Raw genomic sequence first — 19,302 nt, 5'->3', positions numbered from 1 at the left:
GGATCTAAGTCTTGTTACCGTTATTCGCCGTTATGCTGCCGGTCATCCTCCTGTTCTGCGGCCTGTCGATCGACGTGGGCCTGCTCGAGTTGAAGAAGCTGCAGATGCAGAGTGCTGCCGACTCCGCCGCCCTGGGCGCGGAGCTGGAGTGGGAGCGCTGTTCCGGTAAGCAGGCCGCGCAGGCGATGGCCAACGCGGCCGCTAACGGGTTCACCAATGGCTCCAACAACGTCACCATCACGGTGACCAGTCCGCCCACGACGGGCGATTTTCCCGCCCGCTACGACGTGCAATACGTGACGATCACCCAAACCGTCAATACGATCTTTATGGGCGCGCTGAATGGGGGCAAGGCAACGGTCAGCGTCAGTGCCGCCGCCATGATGCCGCCCTGCGGCTATCTGACGAACACCGCCGGAATCTCGAACAGCTACACGCTGAACCTGACGAACAGCAAAGGTATCCCAAGCCAGGGCATGTTTTCTCGCTGTCCCGTTTACATCAAGAACAACCTCTATCTGACCTCTTCGGAGTCGCTGGACGAGTACGCCATCAACGCCACGGGCGCATTGGGGCAGTCGTCTCTGCTGGGCTCCTACTATCCCACGCCGACGTACAACGCAGCGACCGCGGCTGACCCGCTCGCGAGTCTCGCCCAGCCCACGCTGGGTTCGTGCAATCACACCACCTTCAGCGTCACGACCAGCGGCTACAACAGCATCAGCCCTGGAACGTACTGCGGCAGCGCCAGCAAACCGGGCATGACCTTTACCGGAACGAACGTCTACTTCAATCCCGGGCTTTATGTGATCACCGGCGGGCTACACGCGACCGCCTCGAACCTCTCCGGCTCGGGGGTGACGCTTTACTTCACCAAAGGGAGCGGAAGTATCCCTTATGGGCAGATCATCTTCGACGGCGACGGCAACGTCGACCTGAACGCCCCCACGGCCAGTTCCGGAGGGTCGCTGGTCAACATCCTGTTCTTCACCGATCGCAACTGGGTCCACACCGCAGCGCAGGACCTCCAGTTCAACGACGCGCAGTACTACGGGAACGGCATCTGGTACGTCAGCGGGACGGGGGTGCAGATGACGAACGGAAGCTCGACCTGGTCTCCCGGCTACATTGGCGTCGTGACCGACAGCATCTACCTGGACAGCAGTACGCTGAATCTCTTCAGCGACTTTTCCACGATCAGCACGGGTAATCCATTCCGCACGCAGGCGGTGCTGGTGCAATGAACTTCCTGCGAGACAGCGACGGCAGTGCGATGGTGGAGTTCGCCGTCTTTCTTTCGGTGCTCATGATGATCCTGGTCGGGATGGTCGACTATGCAGTAGCCATTCAGGAAGCAATGCAGTTGCAGGTAGCGGCAACGGCCGGTGCCGCGTGGGGTGCGATTCCCGGCAACGAAGGAAACCTGAGCGGCATGCAGACAGCGGCGACCAACGCGGCGACCGGCGTCAGCGGATTTTCCGTCACGGCGACGAATCTCTGGACCTGTTCAGCCGGAGGATCGTCGGTAGCGAGTACGTCCACATGCAGCGGTGGCGTTACACCGTATAAATATGTTGTCGTCAAGACCAGCGCGAGCGTGCCGTCGCCACTTTCCTTTCCGGGAGTCTCTCCCAGCCGCACCCTGAGTGGGGCAGCGATCTTTCAGGTGCCGTGGTCGCAGTAGCCTCGCCGCCGGCTCGCAACAGGCGGCTCCGCGGGGCGTCTCGACGCTTCTCCGGGCAGATCGGTGTGACTGCTTCACACCGCCTTCGAGCCACCCGGCGACAGGAATGCGGGGTGATGCTGATTGAGTTGGCCCTCGTGCTGCCGACGTTCTTCCTTCTGGTCTTCGGCATCTTCAACTTTTCGCTAGTGCTCCTTGGCCGGGGCAATGCGATCTGCGCAGCGAACATGGCGGCGCGATATGCGGCGCTGCATAGCTCCACGGCGCTCGCTCCCAGTACAACGGACTCGGTGAAGAGCTATGCCAGCGGATTTCTCTTTACCGCGCCGGCGTCCGGGACCGTGATCACTGCCGCCTACAGCGCGGGAAATACCGTCGGAGGAACTGTCACGGTCACGGTTTCCATGACTTATTTGACGTTTCTCCCATTTTATAAGAACAGCAGCATCACCGTCTCCGGCTCCGCACAACGGACGATCACGCGGTGATCGACTTGGAGCGCGCGTGCTCAGCCTTCAATGGCGTCGCTGAAGATGGCCTCAATCGTGGTCTCGAAGAGCCGGGCAAGTTTGAAGGCCAGCGGAAGACTGGGATCGTACTTGCCCGTCTCGATCGCGTTGACGGACTGGCGCGAGATGCGAAGTTCCTTGGCAAGATCGGCTTGCGACCAGCGGCGCTCGGCGCGAAGGACACGGAGACGGTTTTCCATGCCTACTCGTTGCCTGCGGGGCTGCGGCGGAAGAGGACAACCTTGGCGATCGCGGTGATCGTGATGAAGATGGGGAAGTTCAGCAGGATGTCCATGCGCGGGATGCTGGTATGCGTCTCGAGCAGACCCCATACGGTGGTGATGGCGAGCATTCCACTGATGCCCCAGATCATGGCTTCGGTGAGGAGCTTGCGCTGATACTCGTCGCGTTGACGGGCAAAGCCGATCGCCGCAGCGACCAACATCGCAACCATGGTGACGCCCGTGCCCAGATCGAGCATCCATGCCGCTGTGCTGTTCTTCACCGGTTTGAAGATGGACAGCATAAGGCAAAAGGGCATGTAGAGGGAGAATAGGAAGTAGAAAGGACGCATCGCGCGAATGCGCTCCTTGCGAGTCATCGTGGCGGAACAAGTTGTGAAGAACATGTCTGGTCTCCTTGAATAAGTGACAAGTAGACTAACAGTAATCCCCTTGACTCAGGTTGAGCGCAAGTGCATTATGTTTTCGAGGTGGACGATGAACGAAGCAGACATGAAGCAACTTCTAGCGCAACTGGTCGAGACGGTTACAGCGATGTCTGATGAGGTGGCGGAACTGGTCGATTTGTTTCATCGTCCGCGTTTGGCCGCTGAGTTTCAGGGCGTAGCTGTTTCAAGATCGCAAGCCGTGCTCGACTCTGTGAGCAAATTGCAGACAGTTGCTCGCTCAGTTCTTGGGCCCACGGAGAAAGCAGGTCAGGCATGAATCTCTTCTCTCTAGCCCGCAAGTTCCAAACTGAAGATGCGGCCTTGTTGCACTTGATCCGTGTCCGGTGGCCGCACGGTGTTCGCTGCGTAGCCTGTGACCATGACAAATGCTGGTTGATTGAAAGCAAGGGCAAGACTGGCAAGCCCCGCAAGTTGTTTGAATGTGCATCGTGCGGCCTGATGTTTTCGGCCACGTCCAACACGCTGTTTCACGATTCGCACTTGCCTCTAACGAAGTGGTTCGCGGTCATCGCTCTAATGGCTGAGGCGAAGAAAGGCATCTCAGCGAATCAGGTTCGGCGGCATGTTGGCATGACCTACAAAACCGCGTGGTACGTGTGTCACCGTATCCGCAACGCCATGTCCGATGTGAGTATTGCCCCGCTGGGCGAACAAGGCCAAGTCCTAGAAATGGACGAATCGTTCATTGGCGGAAGTGTCCGGGGCGGCAATGCAGATGGCAAGAAATCAAAGATCAAGGTGTTTGGGATCGCGGAACGTAATGGCCGCGTCCATCTCCAGCAGGTTGAGAACATCAAAGGCGAGACGCTAAAGAAAGTGATAGACGCTGTTGTCAGCCCGAACGCGCCGCAGATCATCACGGATGGAGCGCCCGTTTACAAGTCCATCATCCCCCGCGATAAGCATGTTGCCGGGAACCATTTTCGGGAGCGCAAAGCGGGAGTACCGATCACTAACAGAACCATCGAAGGTGCATTCTCGCTCTTCAAGCGGGGCATCATCGGGAGCTATCACAAGCTAGGCAAGCAGCACATCAATCGCTATCTGGGAGAGTTTTGCTGGCGGTACAACAGACGGCGGATGCAGCCTTGGATATTCGAGATGACGCTGGTAAACCTGTTGAGCCGAAAGCCTTTGCCTTACAAACTGCTCACGGATGATGGATTCTAGTCTGCCCGAGAAACGGACGATGGTAGAGTCGATGCGGAGTCCGCGTAAGGGACCCCGGAAATACTGGCTTACGATTCCAGCAGTTAGGGGTTGTTATGGCTCTACTTACGGCCTACACCTTGCTCCATCTGTTTCTGAAGCATTGCAAAGTAACAGTGACGATCAAGGTTAGGTAATAAACCCGTCGCCCTCGGTTCACGCCGAGGGCGCGGCATCGTCCATTTTCTGGACAGACTTCTTTGCGCTTGCGGCTTTCTTGGCCGCGCGTTCCGCCTTGATCTTGGCGCTAATCTCTGCTTTCGAGATGGGTGGCGATTGAATCAGGCGGCGTAGGATAGCGCTTTGCTGGGTGTCTGGCTCTTCGGATGAATCAAGCCAAACAAAGCCGTCTTCGGACACTTGCGCTAATTGCACCCGTCCGCCAAATGACTTGCAGTCCTCCGACGACTCGCGCCCATCAACGCACATTTGCAGGTAGGTCGACACGTACAGCGCGGCTTCGAACAGGGACTTAGGTGCTCTTTTCAGCCCCATGCTCTCGAATACGCCCGCCGATCCGCTAAAAATCGCAAAAGCGGACAAGTCTGAGTCCATGATGCGGATTTCTGGTTCAACCAACCACCCGTTATCGTGGTTGAACCACACCTCCAGCCGTGCGGGGTTTCCTTTGTAATAACCAACAAACACAGCGCGGGCCAGCATGCCAGACGACTCACTAGAAACGGGTTCTAGGCTTGATAAAAGAGATTCCGCAACCATCTTGGCCAGCGCGTCAACGTACATCATCGCGCCTGAGAAAGTCACATCTTTGATCCGAGACACAGCCGCGTTCAACTCATCCGCGAAACTGAATCGCCGCCCACTGGGGAAGGTGAACGAAGATGTCCCCGCCCAACCAACCGCAAAACGAAAGTCCCGATGCTCTCCCGGCCATATCTTCTGGGCTGAGAGTGTTACTACATTGCCGTTTTCGTCGGTTCTAAGTCCATCCGATCCGATAACAAAGCCTTCGGGAGAAAAAGAAGATGCGATTGCGGTCATTGGCCGCAAGTCTACCGCAGGTGGCCTAACCGTATAGCAGACGGGATAAAGGCCCGGAGTGTAGTAGCCGAGGAAAGAACGCGAGGACAAAGCACAAAGACCTTTGCTTTCAGTCCTTTATCTGTACACTTAGATCGCCGCCGACCCCTAGCCTGAGTGAAAGGGATTATTGTTAGTAGACTTTACTTTCGCTACAACATGATGTCAAGGATCATTGACATCTTTTTGTTCAGAATCTTTTTGTTCAGAAAGTTGACACGGGGGAGGCCAGAGCAGCGTGATGTGCCTCCGCGCGGACGAGCATCCTCCGAAGCACGGGAGTCAGAAGCGCAGCGATCAGGGGGAGAAGAACCGCCGCGGCGATGGCCCAGGTTGCGAGCGCATGCCACTCCCAGAGCCAGACGCTCTTTACCAGGGCAAGAGGATGCGAGCGGACTTCGGCGAAGAGGACCGATGGCGCAAGAGGAATAGGGCCGGTCTGGAAGACGAAGGCTCCAAACTTCAGAAACGGAAAGAGCAGCACAATCTCAACCGGATACATAAGGTGGTTGGCGAGCTGCGATGCGGGCAGGTTCAGCCGGAAGAGCAGAGCGAGGCCCAGGCACAGCAGCGTCGTCGAGCCGAGCAACGGGTTGACGCCGACGACGAGGCCGAGCGAGATGCTCCACGCCAGCTTTTCCGGGCTCGCGCCCATGCGCAGCAAGGCCAGCACGGGCAGCACAATGCTGCGATACAAAAACGGATGGCGGCGTTCGGGATGGGCGGGGAGGCTCACAGCAGACAGGATAGACTGCAAAACAGCGGTAAACGATTAAAGCTGTGCAGGAACTGGTTAAGGTACCAATTACGAACCGGGGACTGAGAGTCTGATTTTGCAGGAGCAGGGCGCGGGATGGGGAAGTTGCGAGCGGTAGTGCGCGGCATCAAGCTGATGGGTTACTTCATGCAGGCGGCGGGGGAGCTGATCGTCGATCAGCCGGAGTCGCGCCAGCGCCGCGCGGAGTGGCTGCACCTCTTCTGCTCGCGTGCGATGAAGGGAATGGGGATCAAGGTCGACGTGGTGGGCACATTTCCCAGCCATGGCGCTGTCATCTCGAACCACCTGAGCTACCTGGATATCGTTACGCTGGCTTCGTTGCATCCGTGCGTCTTCGTCTCGAAGATCGAGATTGCGGATGTACCCGTCCTAGGTTGGATGACCACGCGCGCAGGGACTGTCTATGTCGAGCGTGGCCGGGGCGGCTCCGCGTTGCGGGCGAGCAAGGCGATGAAAGCGGCGATGGACGATGGGCTGCCGGTGGTCTTTTTCCCGGAAGGAACGACCTCTAACGGGAGCAAGCTGCTGAAGTTTCACTCCGGCCTGCTGGGCCAGGCGCTGGCCGCGAAGGCTCCGATGACGGCGGCGTTCATCCGCTACAGCCTGACGGAGAAGAACGATCCGGGAGTCACTGTGGGGCAGGATGTCTGCTGGGGCGACAAGTCGTTGTGGCAGCACGTCTTCGGGTTTTTAGGCCTGCGGGGCGTTCACGCCGAGGTCCGCTTTGGGGCGTCTCCCATAGAGTTTTCTCAAGACCGGCTGCATCGCAAGGCGGCGTCGGTGGAGGCGCAGGCGGCGGTGGCCGCGCTGGGGGGCAACGTCCCCGTGGAGTTGGACAATCCGGTCATCGCCGGTGCCGACCTGGTGCGCGAATAAAAGCGCAGTGTTCAGAGGATGACACAAGGGTTGTATCGAAAAGAGTGCACCATTTTCGATTCAACAAATGTTTACGTGACGTAGACGTGCTGTAACAAATCGCACCGCAGACTCAGAGTGGAAGTAATGAATCTGAAGTCTTCGGAGAGTCGATGCTTACAGTGACCGCGTCCCCTTCCGTTCTCCTGCTGCCGCCGGTAGTGCTTGATACGGCGGTCGACTCCAAGCCTCACGTCTCTATTCCCGAAGTCTCTCATCCTCAAATTGCCACTGAAGTCCGCGCCCCGCGCCGGGAAGACCTGCGGCTGGAGGCAGGCGCTTATGTCGCTCGCCTGGCGCTGACCGAGCAGGAGCGGAACGCTACCTACCGCCTGCGATTCATGGTCTTCAACCTGGAACTGAATGAGGGCTTGCAGTCCGCTTACGTCGACGGCTACGACAAGGACAAGTTTGACGATGTTTGCGACCACCTGATCGTCGAAGAGAAGACGACGGGGGAGATCGTCGGGACCTACCGCATCCAGATGGGCGATGTGGCGGGACGCAACTTCGGTTACTACAGCGAGCAGGAGTTCGACTTCGCCCCCTACGAGCACATGCGCTCGCAGATCGTGGAGCTGGGACGCGCCTGCATTCGCCGCGACCACCGCTCGCCAGAGGTACTCAATCTGTTGTGGCGAGGAATAGCGCGCTACTCGCTGATGAACGGCGGACGATACATGATGGGCTGCTGCTCGCTGACCTCGCAGAATCCTGATGAGGGCTATGGGGTGCATGACTCGCTGAAAAACTGGATGGCTGAGGACGCGCTGCAGACCAAGGCAAAGGGCGAGTTCGTCATGCCGGAACGCACCTGTGGCGCATCCGAAGAGCGCGCTCCCAAGCTCCTGCGGGCCTATCTGACGATCGGCGCGAAGATCTGCAGCGGGCCGGCGATCGATCGCGAGTTCAAGACGATTGACTTCCTGACGCTGCTCGACCTGCAGACGCTGCATCCGCGGGTGGCGGCACGGTTCCTCGAGGCGCGCTAAAGTTTTATGGTCGTGCGATTCGTCCGCAGTGTCGTACGGAGTGTGCTGCTTTTGGCGATGCTGCTGGCGGCCACGGTGGACCTGTGGATCAAGCGGCCAAAGTATGGCGCGGGTGGTGCTGTCTGGATTCACGGATGGTGCCGCCGGATCGTCTCGGTCATGGGCATCAAGGTCACTGTTACGGGAAAGCTGCCTGAGTCTGGTGCCGTCGTCTCGAATCACCTTAGCTATCTCGATATTCTTCTCTACAGCGCGACACGGCCGTTCATCATGGTGGCCAAGACCGAGATCAAAAGCTGGCCGCTGCTTGGCCGTCTGACGGCTCAAGCCGGAACGGTCTATGTCGACCGCGGCGGCGGCCCACGGACGTACCCTGCGGTCAATCGTGCGATGGCCGAGGCGTATCAACGCGGATTGCCGGTGCTGTTCTTTCCTGAGGGAACGACCACGAATGGCGAGGGAGTTCTCCCGTTCCGGCGTGGGTTGTTTCACTCCATCCTGAACAATGGCATCGCTCTGCGAACGTCAGCCTTGCGGCTTTCCATTCACGGCGACAACGGCGCCGCGACCGTAGCGGACGATGTCTGCTGGTGGGGCGACGCTTACTTTGGGCCGCATATCTTCAAGTGCCTGGGACTTGAAGGGCTCGCGGCTCAGATTGAATTCAAGGATGAGCCGGTTGAGGGGAGCGACAGGTTCTCGCTCTCGGAGAATGCGCAGGCGCGGGTGGCGCGGGGGTATGAGGAGCTGGGCTGGGAGATTGGAGTCCCACATCATCGGTTTCGAGATGAGGCTGCGGTGCTTGCAGAGGGATAGTGGCTCCGGGTGCTGTGCTTGGTTGCGTACCACCCCATACTTGGCAGCGTCATCGCGCCGCGCGGGTCTTCCAGTGAAACCGCATGGCTGCAAGGCGCAGGATGAAGCTGCATGCGACTGCCAACGTCGTGGCGGCTACGCCCGTGCCTAGCGAGCGCTCAGCGACCAGAAACACCGCGCTCGCCACGGCTGCCACGATGGCATAGGGTTCGCCGCGCTCGAAGACTTTTGGCGTTCGCCCACTGAAGACGTCTCGCAGCGAACCGCCTCCGACGGCGGTCGTAACGCCCAGAAGCATTGCGGGAAGAAAGCTCATACCGGCGGCCCGTGCTCGCGCCGACCCTGCCACAGCGAAGAGTCCCAAAGCGACCACATCGACACCCACCAGCACGCGTCGCAGCCAAGCGCTCTTATGCGAGACGGCGAGCCCAAGCGCTCCGCCAGCCAAGGCAACCAGCAGGTACCGTGTATCGACCAGAGCGAGCGGCGGCCCGTGTCCGAGCAACACGTCGCGGGCAATCCCTCCGCCAAGCGCGGAGATGAGCGCAAGGCCCAGCACTCCGACGAAGTCGAATTGATAGCGCTGGTTTTCTCTGGCGGCGAATGCACCGCCCAGAGCTCCAGCGAAGACGCCGCCGAAGTCGATGACGAAGAACGCGGTCGTGATCGGGAGGTTCAATGGGTGTGGGATAAGCATCGGCACTAAGCCTGCAAGGCGGGTGGCACTGCCTCTGCTCCACCGAAGCTGCGAAACAAGGCCACGACACGGTCGGCTGCATCCGGCGCATAGAACATCTCTGTGTTTGCCATGGTGTCCGCCGTCATGTGCTGCATCCGGGCAAACATCTCCGCTTCATACGCCGCAATCGCTGCGGAGGACGTCTGATCGCTGAGCAGAAGCTTAGACAGCACCAGAGCGTCGAGCATCGCCATATTCACACCTTCGCCTGCGTACGGTGGCATCACATGCGCTGCGTCGCCGATCAACGTGACCTTGGGCTTTGGCTCCCAATGTTGATTGGACGGGCAAACGAGCAGAGGTCGCCAGACCATCGACACGGCTTCTCTGAAGAGCGGGACCCACAGTTCACTCCATCCCGCAAAGTTGGCGTGGAACCATGCGACGCGCTGGTCTGGGGAGTTCGCCTCTTCAAGGCTTTGTTTCGCAATACCGTCATGCGTCTTCAATCCCGCATAGATCAGAACACTGCCGTCGGGCTTGGTTCCCATGCCGATCGTTCGTTCACCTCCGAGAGCGATCAACGCTGCCCCGCCAAGCAGCTCCCACAACTCCGGTATAGCCTGCTTCGCCGCAGGAACGAGACACTCTACGAGCGTCACACCGACATACTGCGGCTGGATGGGAGTGACGAATTCACGCAAGCGCGAGTTTGCGCCGTCGCTTCCGATGACGATGTCGGCCAGCGCCGTCTTTCCGCCAGCGAAACGTAACAGCACCTGCTCGCCTTGCGTCTCTGCTGACTGGAGCTTGCAGGCCCATTCCACCGTGCCGGGCTGGAGCGAGTTGAGTAGAAGATCGCGCAACGGTCCGCGCTCGATCTCCGGCCTCTTCCCGGCACCGGACATCTGGCGAGGATGATCGTGAAGAATCCTTCCGGAAGCATCGGTAAGGCGAAGACGATCGAGCTCCGGCCGGTGATTGAGCCAGAAGTCATCGATCAGGCCAGCAGCTTCCAGCGCAGCCAGCCCGGAGTCTTCGTGGAGGTCCAGTGCGCTACCCTGGACGCGCGCAGTGCGGCTCTGGTCGCGCTCATACACGGTGACCTGCGCATTGCCTTGCTGTAGCAGCCGGGCCAGCGTAAGCCCGCCTGGCCCTCCGCCGACGATAGCAATCTTCTTTCCTTCAACGGCACTCATAAAACTCGCTTAGCTTGCTTCTATCTTTGGGACGATGGCGGTAAGCAGGTTGGTAAATCTCTTCTCCACGTTGCGGCCGATCTCCAGCACATCCTCGTGGTCGATGGCCTGATCGACCACGCCTGCAGCCATGTTGGTGACCAGCGAGATGCCCAGCACATCGAGGCCCATGTGCCGCGCCACGATGACCTCATGCACGGTGGACATGCCGACCAGGTCCGCGCCGAGTGTGCGGAAGGCGCGGATCTCGGCAGGCGTCTCGAAGCTTGGCCCAAGCACGGCGAGGTAGATGCCTTCGGTCAGGTCGAAGCCCTGCTTGTCGGCCTCCATCACGGCCAGCGCCCGCAGCTTCGGGGTGTAGACGGTGCTCATGTCGAAGAAGCGCTGGCCGGCGCCGGGAGTCATGGCGAAACGGGGCTCGTTGGGGCCGCCGGCGGCGTTCATGCCGGTGAGGTTGATGTGGTCGGAGAGGACGACGAGCTCACCGGGGCGGAGGGAGCTGCGGATGCCGCCGGCGGCGTTGGTGACGATGAGCGTCTTGCAGCCAAGCAGCCCGAGGACGCGGGCAGGAAAGACGACCTCTTCGACCGCGTAGCCCTCATAGGCGTGTACCCGGCCCTGCATGACCGCGACCTGGACTCCGCCGATGGTGCCGAGCACCAGCTTTCCGGAGTGCCCGACGACGGTGGACTGAGGGAAGTGGGGGATGTCGGCGTAGGGGATGGCGATCGCGTTTTCGACCTGCGAGGCGAAGGCCCCAAGACCGGAGCCAAGGATGATGCCGATGGCTGGCGTGGTGGGGCTGAGGCTGCGGATGGCTTCAACGGCGGCGGTGGCGCGGGCGTATTGGTCAGGCATAAGGGTCAAATAAAGTGTACTTGGTGCCCGCAGAGATCGGCGCAAGCCTACCAGAAGATGCCGGTATAGCCTCCCGTGCCGCTATCTGACAATTTCGCGCTTTTCATTTTGTCTATCTCTGCATAGAGTTTGGAGCGAGGTGAGATGTGGCGACGGCGGACGCTGTAATGGGTAATCAAAGCGATCTCGCGAAGATGCTTGCGGGAGTTCAGACAGAATCCGGGAAGGATCTTCTGACGCTCACGACGGAGTCGCCCGTGCTGCTGGTGTTTTTGCGGCACTTCGGTTGCTCATTCTGCCGCAAGGCGATTAGCGATGTCGCCGACCTTGGCCCCGAACTAGCGGCTCGCGGAGTGCGGCCTGTCTTCGTGCATCTCGGTACCTGCGAGATCGCGAAGGCGCACTTCGACTTCTACAAGATTCCCGAGGTCGAGCGAATTCACGACCCCCAAGCGACCATCTATCAGAACGAGGCATTCGGGCTGGGGCGCAGCCATCCGGCGCTGACGCTCATCAATCCCTTCGTGTGGTTCGGATGGTTGAAGGGCAACATCTTCAAGCACGGCATCGGGAAGATCCAGGGCGATGGCCACCAGATGCCGGGAATCTTTCTGCTGAAGGGCGCAAAGATTGAGCGGAAGTTTATCTACCGACAAATCTCGGATGAGCCGCCCTATAAGAAGCTGATTGGCTAGCTGTTTCGGTTATTTGATCAGCATGGACACGATGCTAGCCGACATAAGGTTCGCCATCGTTCCCGCCAGCATGGCACGAAGACCAAGCTGAGCGAGATCGTTGCGGCGATTGGGGACGAGCGCGCCGATACCACCAATCTGCATACCGATGGAGCCAACGTTGGCGAAGCCGCAGAGGGCGAAGGTGGCGATGGAAAAGGTGCGCGGCGCGAGGGTCGACTTGATCGCGCCAAGCTGGGTGAAGGCAACGAACTCATTGATCATCGTCCGAGTGCCTAACAGGTTGCCGATGACCTTCGCCTCGTGCCATGGGATGCCGATGAGCCATGCCACGGGAGCGCCGACGACGCCGAGGATCGCGTTCAAAGAGTGTGGGAACGGGATGTGTCCATGCGCCCACGCGAAGTTTGAGATGCCCAGCATGATAGCGTTCGCCAGGCCCACCAGAGCGACGAAGCTGATCAGCATGATGGCCACGTTGAAGGCCAGTTGGCCGCCATCGATGGTCCCGCGGGCGATGGCGCCGATGAGGTTGTCCTTCTCGTGGACCTCTTCGCGCGGCATGTTGACCGTGCCCGCCGTAGCGGGGACTTCCGTCTCCGGCACAAGCATCTTCGCTACGAGAATCGTTCCCGGCGCGGTCATGATGACGGCGGAGAGCAGGTCTTGCGCGTTGATGCCGAAGCTGATGTACGCCGCCATGATGCCGCCTGAGACGTGCGCCATGCCGGAGGTCATGATGACCATCAGCTCGCTGCGCGTGGCCCCGGCGAGGAATGGGCGGATGGTCAGAGGAGCTTCGGTCTGCCCCATGAAGATGCTGGCGGCGACGTTTGTCGACTCAGCGCCGGAGGTCCCCATGGTCCGCTGCATGATCCACGCGACGGCTCGGATGACCTGCTGCATCACGCCAATGTGATACATCACGGCGAAGAAGGCGCTAACAAAGATAATGGTCGGCAGAACGGCGAAGGCCAGTGTGGCGAGCGGATCGCCCGGTGTGCCGATGTGTCCGAAGACGAGCGATGAGCCGTCCGCCGCGTGGCCCAGCAGCGACGTAATCACGGTCGAGATGCTGTGCAGGATCGTCTGCCCAGTGCCCCACTTGATGACCAGGAAGGCGAAGATGATCTGCAGCCCGAGACCCCAGGCTACCGTGCGCCACTTGATCGCTCGGCGATTGGTGGAGAAGGCATAAGCGAGGCCGAGGAAGACGATGAGACCGAGAAGTCCGGTGAAACGTGCCAAATGGAGGCTCCTGAGAGTATGCGGGCAACTGTGCGGATGGGACTGAGTGTACTCGGTGGAACCGCGCGGAACCTAATGCTTTTCAGTATGAGACCTTTGCTTGCAAGGACGACGGTCTAACGCCTGCTGCAGGCGATTACTCATGCCTTCGAAAACTCTCAGACTGTAATTCCGGTTACGAACTGTAAGGCTCGTTCACTTCGACCCATTCACTAGGTTTTACCTCAAATTCCCATTCACCTTGGTGCATCGCATCTTCCAAAGATTCATGCCATGTATCCGTACCTGTTCCATCAATGCTGTGGTGCATGAGGTAGTAGCCTACCGTTCCGGGGGTATGAGCGATCACCAGTTCTTTGAACGGAGCGAATGGGCGACGGCCCTGGCTGTCCACGAGGGTATGAGTAGTGCGTCCCGGATTTAGGTGGCGGTTCGTCAGCTGAACCTTGCGCACCGCGATGAAGTTTTCCATTTCAGGAGAATGATCTATTTTTCTGGGAATGAGCAAATCCCATACCTGGCGGATGAAATCGTCAGGTATGGGGCCGGCAATGCGGGGGTCTCTCCACTGCGCATCGCGATACGACTGCGGAGCTCCGGTCGAGATGACGCTTCATTAGAGATAGGGAGGGGCTATTTATCCGTGAGTGCAGCCACGCCCGGCAGCACTTTGCCTTCGAGAAACTCCAGCGAAGCGCCGCCGCCGGTGGAGATATGCGTGATCTTGTCGGCGAAGCCTGATTTGTGGATTGCCGAGACCGAGTCGCCGCCCCCGACGATGGTCGTCGCCTCCTCGTTATGCGCGACTGCCGCTGCGATGGCGTTAGTGCCGTGGGCGAAGGCGGGCATCTCGAAGACGCCCATGGGGCCGTTCCAGATGATGGTGCGGGCGTTGGCGATCTCATCGGCGAAGAGCTTAATGGAGGCGGGGCCGATGTCGAGCGCCATCAGGTCGGCGGGGAACGCTCCGTCGCCTGAGAAGACGGTCGTTGTGGCATCGGGTGCAAACTTGTCGGCGAGGATGTGGTCGACGGGGAGAAGAAAGCGGACGCCTTTTTCCTTCGCTTTGGCCAGCGCGGCCTTCGCGACATCGAGCTTGTCGGATTCGACGAGCGACTTGCCGGTGCCCTGGCCATGCGCGTTGAGGAAGGTGTAGGCCATACCGCCGCCGATGATGATGGCGTCCGCCTTTTCGAGCAGGTTGTCGATGACGCCGATCTTGTCCGAGACCTTGGCCCCGCCGATGATGGCGACGAAGGGCTTGTCGGGCCCCGAGCCGGACGGCGAGCTGCTATCGGTCAGCGCCTTGCCCATATAGGTCAGTTCCTTCTCCATCAACAGGCCGGCGGCGGACACCTTGACGAAGTGGGTGATGCCTTCAGTGGAGGCGTGGGCGCGGTGGGCACTGCCGAAAGCGTCGTTGACGTAGATCTCGCAGAGACTGGCAAGCTGCTTCGCGAAGGCGGGATCGTTCTTCTCTTCCTCGGCGTGGAAGCGGAGGTTTTCGAGCAGCAGCGTCTGGCCGGACTCGAGGTTCATGGCGATCTCGGTGGCGACTTCGCCGACGCAGTCGGGAGCGAAGGCGACGTTCTCGTCTTCATCAAGGATGTGGTCGAGCAAGCCGCGCAGGTGGTCGACGACCGGCCGCAGACTCATGGTCACGACGGGCCTGCCCTTGGGGCGGCCAAGGTGCGAGGCGAGGATGACCTTGGCGTGATGGCGCAGCGCGTACTCGATGGTGGGAAGCGTCTCGCGGATACGTGTGTCGTCGAGGATTGCGCCTTCGGGCGAGAGGGGAACGTTGAAGTCGACGCGGATGAGCACGCGCTTGTCTTTGAGATCGAGATCGCGAATCGAGAGCTTCGGCATGATGGGATCAGGATACTTGATTGGTGGAGGTAAGATCCTGTGCGGTGATCCCACATCTCAAAATCGAGATGTGGGGCACCCGGTCAGAGGAGGGTCGATCACGTATGATCGCGAAAACCTTTGAGGTGCAAGGATGTGCTTTTCAGCGACGGCAAACTTTGTCGGGAGCAGTGGGCTTGCGGTGCTGGGAGTGCTGACCTTTACCAAGGTGAAGCACCGGCGAGAGCTGCTGTTTGCAGCGCTTCCGACGATGTTTGCCGTGCACCAGTTTATTGAGGGCTTCGTGTGGCTGGGGTTGGATGGGATGCTCTCGCCGGCGGTGACGCATGGGGCGGGCGAGGCGTTCATGCTCTACGCGCAGGGGCTGCTGCCTTTCCTGATGCCGCTGAGCGTTTTCCTTTTTGAGGCGAGCGCGGCGCATCGCAAGCGAATGCTGCCATTCGTCGTGCTTGGGGCAGGGACGAGCCTCTATATGCTTTGGGCGCTGATGACGTATCCGCTGGGTATCTCTGTGCAGGGCACCAGCATTGTGTACACCAACCAGGGTACGTATCACACGTGGTTGGCAGTGCTGTACGTGATCGCGACGTGTGGATCGCTCTTCTTCTCGAAGGTGCGTGACATGGTGATCTTCGGAGCAGCGAACATGGCGATCCTGCTGGTGGTGATGGCGGTGAAGCGTTACGCGTTTACGTCCCTGTGGTGCGCCTACGCGGCGATCGCGAGCGTGATCATCCTGGCGTACTTCTGGAAGAGCCGGTTCGCGCGGCCGCTGCACTATGGAGAGGCACTCTAGGTTGGAAAGCCCCACATCTCAAATTCGAGATGTGGGGCACCCGCAGGCTTACGGCTTCAGTTTCGCGCGGAGGGTGGCGTTTTCGGCTTCCAGGGCCGCAAGACGTTCACGGAGTGGGGCGAGGGAAGGTTCCAGCTCTTCGAGGGTGTAACGCGGCGTAATGTGCTGCGGGCAGTTCCAGTCGAAGGCCTCGACGTGGATGAGGATGGCACGTTCGATGACGGCGTGGGGTTCTGCCGTACGAAGAGATTCGAAGAGGGCCGGGGCTGCGGCGTCGTTCTCATGGACTTCGACGCGGCCGAGGATCTTCAGGCGCGTTTGGTTGGGGTAGTCCATGAAGAAGAGCGCGACGCGGGCGTCGTGTTCGAGGTTGCCGACGGAGATGTACTGCTTGTTGCCGCGCAGGTCGGCGAAGGCGATCAGCTTCGGATCGATAACGTGGACGAAGCCCTTGGGACCACCCCGGTGCTGGACGTAGGGCCAGCCCGTCTCGCTGACGGAGGCCATGTAGAAGCTGTCGCGGAGGGAGATGAAGTATTGCTCGTCGCGACCGAGCGCGTCGCCGGGAGGGCCAGATTGCTCCATGCGCTGATACTGGGCACGGCTGTTGTGCTGCTTCTGGTGGGCTTTGACGAGCGGAGTGAAGGCCAGTTCGGAGAATCGACGGCTCATGGCGGCGGTACTCGTTCCGGGCAGGTGGACTCGCTGCTTAGGTGTCAGATTCGGGAAAGAGCAGGAAGATTCAGGAACACTTCTTCTGCTGGCTGCGGCTTGGTAAGACATCGAAGACGTGCTCGTGCCGCATTCCCGAAAAAGCGAACGTGAGGTATCGCTGGCGACGGTAAAGGCTGGTTTGATTGCGAACGGCAAGTTGCATGGGTAGATATGCTGTTGAGTAGGAGCGGCTCGCTCCGGAGGCTCATGGGTTCCGCTTGAGGAACTCGTCGCGGATTGCGGCGGAGAGCCGGAAGTTCGTCTGTTCAAGTCTTGTCAAGGCCGAGCGAAAATCTATAAGTCCGAGCTGGGCTGCCTTTTCGAGAATTGCGATGGTGCCTGTGACCTTAAGCTGATGGTGCAACGCTGCCCGGCGTCCTTCGCTCTCGTCCATCAAGACGGTTTCGATTCCTGAATCCAAGGCGAGTTGGATAGCTTGACGCTCGCCGGTATCGAGGTCATCGAGGGTGGGGTTTTGGCCGAGAGAGACAAGGCAGACTTCAATCCATGATGGCGGATCGATTGCCCACTCGCGAACGACGCTTGGAGTTCCTGGCCGCTGCAACTCCATGTATACGGCTTGGGGAATCAAAACTCGGCTGTAGAGAGCGGGGAGCACCTCGACGTGACCGATGAGCAAGAGGTAGTTCAAAGGCGTCGTATCGGCTACGACGAGCATGTTTACCGCTGACCTTCGGTGCCGACGGACTGAAGCGTGAGCCGATCCTGTTCGAGATCGTCGAGGCTATAGGCGTGTTCCCAGATGTTGTGGGCCTTCAGGAAGCCGTCGAGTTCGTAGCGGGTTTCGAAGCCAAGTAGGATACGGGTTTGGTAGGAAGACAGTGCGCCGGAGCGGTAGCCTTCGATGGCCACAGCTTCAAGCGTGGTGCGCGCGGGATCATGCCCCTCGGGGATGAGCCGCTGGGCCATGTCGTCCGGGATTTCCACGGTCACTTGCATATGGATGAAGTTAGCACGGATATCTAAGGGAAGTCGGGTAAGTCTACGAACTCCTGCAAACACGCGCGCACCGTTTTACGAGCTTCATCTGGCTGGCCGAGGAGATATACGTCGTCATCCAGCGTTCCCAGTTGGGAAATAGAGTGGGCATAGTCTGTTGCAATCCAGAGCCTTTCCAACTCGCGGGTAACGCGAAGAGGATCGGCGTTGGTTCGCAGCGTATCGCGGGCGATCTCTTGCGCCAGTCGAAATGCGGCGGTTTCTGTCGAGATGTGAGCGAGTCCGGCTTCGGTCATGAAGCGCGCAACGTACATGTCGACTTCGTACCCTGTCGGCTGGATCAGTCCTGCCAGCCGACGGATCACGGGACCATCGAGTCCTACCTGAAGCGCGTCGATCGCGAGCGGAGGGAACTGCTCCGGCCTGATGAGTTTCAACGCCAGTCGCGCTTCAACAATGCGAGCTGAGAAAGGCATTCGAAACTCCTCAGACCGGTCAGAGGCTAAAGTCCCTTTTCTACCAGGAATAGGATCAAGTCCTTCACCCGGCTGGAGTAGCCCCACTCATTGTCGTACCAGCTGATGACCTTGCCGGTCTTGTCGCCGACGACCTTGGTCAGTTTGGAGTCGAAGATGCTGCTGAGCGGGTTGCCGCGGAAGTCGGTCGAGACGAGCTCTTCGTCGGTGTAGCCGAGGATGCCCTTCATCGGACCTTCTGCGGCGGTCTTGATGGCCGCGTTGATGGCGTCGATCGTGATCGGCTTCTCGGAGACGAAGGTCAGGTCGACGACTGAGACGTTCGGGGTCGGGACGCGGATGGCAAAGCCGTCGAGCTTGCCCGCCATCTCGGGGACAACGAGCTTCAGCGCCTTTGCGGCACCGGTAGAGCTCGGGATCATCGACAGGGCAGCGGCACGGGCACGGCGGAGGTCCTTGTGCGGCGTGTCGAGGATCACCTGGTCGTTGGTGTAGCTGTGGATCGTCGTCATGATGCCCGATGCGATGCCGAAGGTGTCGTGCAGCACCTTGACGACCGGAGCAAGGCAGTTCGTCGTGCAGCTCGCGTTCGAGATGACGTTGTGCTTCGCCGCGTCGTACTTGTCGCTGTTCACGCCGAGGACGAGGGTGATGTCCTCGTTGGTTGCCGGGGCGGAGATGATGACCTTCTTGACGGTGCTTCCAAGGTGCGCCTTGGCCTTCTCGGCGTCGGTGAAGAAGCCGGTCGATTCGACGATGATCTCCGCGCCGACGGAGGCCCAGTCGAGCTTGGCGGGATCGCGCTCGGCGAAGACCTTGATCTTCTTACCGTCGACGACGATGCTGTCGCCTTCGACCGAGATCTCGTTCTTCAGGTTGCCGAGGATGGAGTCGTACTTCAGCAGGTGGGCAAGGGTGGCCGGCGTGGTGAGGTCGTTGACGGCTACAAATTCGATATCTGGATTGCCGAGGGCGGTGCGGAATACGTTGCGTCCGATACGGCCGAAGCCGTTGATGCCAACCTTAACTGCCATTTTCTATAAGCTCCTGTGCTGGTGCGTTCGTACCGTTTCCAATTGTAGTGCGAGGAGAGCGCGCCTGCATGGACGGGGTAAGCAACTCCACCCACATCTCAGAGTCGAGATGTGGGGCACCCGTTAAGGGTGAGCCGCA

25 protein-coding genes are annotated in these 19,302 nt (G+C 59.7%); 10 read left to right on the top strand and 15 right to left on the bottom strand.

Annotated elements, in window-relative coordinates:
- The first annotated feature begins 11 nt into the window (after nt 1-11).
- The 3 genes from OHL18_RS17855 (at nt 12) to OHL18_RS17845 (ending at nt 2,172) form a co-directional block, all read left to right on the top strand.
- Entirely contained in the window at nt 12-1,244 is a 1,233-nt protein-coding gene (locus tag OHL18_RS17855) for a Tad domain-containing protein (RefSeq protein WP_263376231.1), read from the top strand.
- On the top strand, nt 1,241-1,684 hold the full coding sequence (locus OHL18_RS17850; protein WP_263376230.1) for a TadE/TadG family type IV pilus assembly protein: 444 nt from the start codon (nt 1,241-1,243) through the stop codon (nt 1,682-1,684). The genes OHL18_RS17855 and OHL18_RS17850 overlap by 4 nt, the downstream gene beginning before the upstream one ends.
- A 116-nt stretch (nt 1,685-1,800) precedes the next feature.
- Nucleotides 1,801-2,172: a TadE family protein gene (locus OHL18_RS17845; RefSeq protein WP_263376229.1), complete on the top strand. Its 372-nt coding sequence runs from the start codon at nt 1,801-1,803 to the stop codon at nt 2,170-2,172.
- Nucleotides 2,173-2,192: 20 nt separating this feature from the next.
- Here OHL18_RS17845 and OHL18_RS17840 read toward each other — a convergent pair whose 3' ends face one another.
- Both OHL18_RS17840 and OHL18_RS17835 read right to left on the bottom strand, forming a co-directional pair.
- Nucleotides 2,193-2,393, bottom strand: coding sequence for a helix-turn-helix transcriptional regulator (locus tag OHL18_RS17840; RefSeq protein WP_263376228.1), 201 nt, complete (start codon nt 2,391-2,393; stop codon nt 2,193-2,195).
- A 2-nt stretch (nt 2,394-2,395) separates the two neighbouring features.
- Nucleotides 2,396-2,821, bottom strand: a complete 426-nt coding sequence (locus OHL18_RS17835) for a hypothetical protein (protein ID WP_263376227.1) — start codon at nt 2,819-2,821, stop codon at nt 2,396-2,398.
- A 91-nt stretch (nt 2,822-2,912) separates the two neighbouring features.
- On the opposite strand from OHL18_RS17835, the gene OHL18_RS17830 reads away from it, so the two are divergent.
- A complete protein-coding gene (locus OHL18_RS17830) occupies nt 2,913-3,140 on the top strand; it encodes a hypothetical protein (protein WP_263376226.1) in 228 nt (75 codons plus the stop codon).
- Nucleotides 3,137-4,054 carry an IS1595 family transposase gene (locus OHL18_RS17825; RefSeq protein WP_263376225.1) on the top strand — a complete coding sequence of 306 codons (918 nt, stop codon included), beginning with the start codon at nt 3,137-3,139 and terminating at the stop codon, nt 4,052-4,054. Before OHL18_RS17830 ends, OHL18_RS17825 begins: the two co-directional genes overlap by 4 nt.
- Before the next feature lie 195 nt (nt 4,055-4,249).
- On the opposite strand, the gene OHL18_RS17820 is transcribed toward OHL18_RS17825, so the two are convergent.
- Together OHL18_RS17820 and OHL18_RS17815 are read right to left on the bottom strand one after the other, a co-directional pair.
- Nucleotides 4,250-5,095 carry a hypothetical protein gene (locus tag OHL18_RS17820; protein WP_263376224.1) on the bottom strand — a complete coding sequence of 282 codons (846 nt, stop codon included), beginning with the start codon at nt 5,093-5,095 and terminating at the stop codon, nt 4,250-4,252.
- Nucleotides 5,096-5,339: 244 nt separating this feature from the next.
- A complete protein-coding gene (locus OHL18_RS17815; RefSeq protein ID WP_263376223.1) occupies nt 5,340-5,870 on the bottom strand; it encodes a DUF2062 domain-containing protein in 531 nt (176 codons plus the stop codon).
- Nucleotides 5,871-5,987: 117 nt separating this feature from the next.
- Between OHL18_RS17815 and OHL18_RS17810 the strand changes: the two genes are divergently transcribed.
- From OHL18_RS17810 to OHL18_RS17800, 3 genes are all read left to right on the top strand, one after another.
- Nucleotides 5,988-6,788, top strand: a complete 801-nt coding sequence (locus OHL18_RS17810; protein WP_263376222.1) for a lysophospholipid acyltransferase family protein — start codon at nt 5,988-5,990, stop codon at nt 6,786-6,788.
- Between the two features lie 152 nt (nt 6,789-6,940).
- A complete protein-coding gene (locus OHL18_RS17805; RefSeq protein WP_263376221.1) occupies nt 6,941-7,819 on the top strand; it encodes a GNAT family N-acetyltransferase in 879 nt (292 codons plus the stop codon).
- Between the two features lie 6 nt (nt 7,820-7,825).
- Nucleotides 7,826-8,635: a lysophospholipid acyltransferase family protein gene (locus tag OHL18_RS17800; protein ID WP_263376220.1), complete on the top strand. Its 810-nt coding sequence runs from the start codon at nt 7,826-7,828 to the stop codon at nt 8,633-8,635.
- Nucleotides 8,636-8,684: 49 nt separating this feature from the next.
- Here the strand turns inward: OHL18_RS17800 and OHL18_RS17795 are convergent, their stop codons facing one another.
- From OHL18_RS17795 to OHL18_RS17785, 3 genes are read right to left on the bottom strand one after another with little or no spacing between them, the layout of a single operon-like run.
- A complete protein-coding gene (locus tag OHL18_RS17795) occupies nt 8,685-9,332 on the bottom strand; it encodes a trimeric intracellular cation channel family protein (protein ID WP_263376219.1) in 648 nt (215 codons plus the stop codon).
- A 5-nt stretch (nt 9,333-9,337) separates the two neighbouring features.
- Complete coding sequence (locus OHL18_RS17790) at nt 9,338-10,513, bottom strand: FAD-dependent oxidoreductase (protein WP_263376218.1); 1,176 nt, start codon at nt 10,511-10,513, stop codon at nt 9,338-9,340.
- Nucleotides 10,514-10,522: 9 nt separating this feature from the next.
- Nucleotides 10,523-11,371 (bottom strand): purine-nucleoside phosphorylase, encoded by an 849-nt coding sequence (locus tag OHL18_RS17785; RefSeq protein ID WP_263376217.1) that lies wholly within the window; start codon nt 11,369-11,371, stop codon nt 10,523-10,525.
- Nucleotides 11,372-11,517: 146 nt separating this feature from the next.
- Between OHL18_RS17785 and OHL18_RS17780 the strand changes: the two genes are divergently transcribed.
- A complete protein-coding gene (locus OHL18_RS17780; RefSeq protein WP_263376216.1) occupies nt 11,518-12,066 on the top strand; it encodes a thioredoxin domain-containing protein in 549 nt (182 codons plus the stop codon).
- Between the two features lie 9 nt (nt 12,067-12,075).
- Here the strand turns inward: OHL18_RS17780 and OHL18_RS17775 are convergent, their stop codons facing one another.
- The 3 genes from OHL18_RS17775 to OHL18_RS17765 form a co-directional block, all read right to left on the bottom strand.
- A complete protein-coding gene (locus tag OHL18_RS17775; protein WP_263376215.1) occupies nt 12,076-13,314 on the bottom strand; it encodes a NupC/NupG family nucleoside CNT transporter in 1,239 nt (412 codons plus the stop codon).
- Between the two features lie 175 nt (nt 13,315-13,489).
- Complete coding sequence (locus OHL18_RS17770) at nt 13,490-13,822, bottom strand: hypothetical protein (RefSeq protein ID WP_263376214.1); 333 nt, start codon at nt 13,820-13,822, stop codon at nt 13,490-13,492.
- Between the two features lie 125 nt (nt 13,823-13,947).
- On the bottom strand, nt 13,948-15,183 hold the full coding sequence (locus OHL18_RS17765) for a phosphoglycerate kinase (RefSeq protein WP_263376213.1): 1,236 nt from the start codon (nt 15,181-15,183) through the stop codon (nt 13,948-13,950).
- A gap of 133 nt (nt 15,184-15,316) precedes the next feature.
- On the opposite strand from OHL18_RS17765, the gene OHL18_RS17760 reads away from it, so the two are divergent.
- Nucleotides 15,317-15,979 carry a DUF6629 family protein gene (locus OHL18_RS17760; protein ID WP_263376212.1) on the top strand — a complete coding sequence of 221 codons (663 nt, stop codon included), beginning with the start codon at nt 15,317-15,319 and terminating at the stop codon, nt 15,977-15,979.
- Nucleotides 15,980-16,027: 48 nt separating this feature from the next.
- On the opposite strand, the gene OHL18_RS17755 is transcribed toward OHL18_RS17760, so the two are convergent.
- The 5 genes from OHL18_RS17755 to gap form a co-directional block, all read right to left on the bottom strand.
- Nucleotides 16,028-16,651 carry a pyridoxamine 5'-phosphate oxidase family protein gene (locus OHL18_RS17755; protein WP_263376211.1) on the bottom strand — a complete coding sequence of 208 codons (624 nt, stop codon included), beginning with the start codon at nt 16,649-16,651 and terminating at the stop codon, nt 16,028-16,030.
- Nucleotides 16,652-16,898: 247 nt separating this feature from the next.
- Nucleotides 16,899-17,372, bottom strand: coding sequence for a DUF3368 domain-containing protein (locus OHL18_RS17750; RefSeq protein WP_263376210.1), 474 nt, complete (start codon nt 17,370-17,372; stop codon nt 16,899-16,901).
- Between the two features lie 2 nt (nt 17,373-17,374).
- The gene (locus OHL18_RS17745) at nt 17,375-17,623 is read right to left on the bottom strand and encodes a UPF0175 family protein (RefSeq protein ID WP_263376209.1); all 249 of its coding nucleotides are present in this window, start codon (nt 17,621-17,623) and stop codon (nt 17,375-17,377) included.
- 53 nt (nt 17,624-17,676) lie between these two features.
- Nucleotides 17,677-18,129, bottom strand: a complete 453-nt coding sequence (locus OHL18_RS17740; protein ID WP_263376208.1) for a hypothetical protein — start codon at nt 18,127-18,129, stop codon at nt 17,677-17,679.
- A 26-nt stretch (nt 18,130-18,155) separates the two neighbouring features.
- Entirely contained in the window at nt 18,156-19,163 is a 1,008-nt protein-coding gene (gene gap, locus OHL18_RS17735; protein ID WP_263376207.1) for a type I glyceraldehyde-3-phosphate dehydrogenase, read from the bottom strand.
- Between the last annotated feature and the right edge of the window lie 139 nt (nt 19,164-19,302).

The sequence above is a fragment of the Granulicella aggregans genome (assembly GCF_025685565.1).
Lineage (GTDB): Bacteria > Acidobacteriota > Terriglobia > Terriglobales > Acidobacteriaceae > Edaphobacter > Edaphobacter aggregans_B.
Note: the sequence above shows the minus strand (reverse complement) of the source record. Positions and strands in the feature narration are given on the sequence as shown.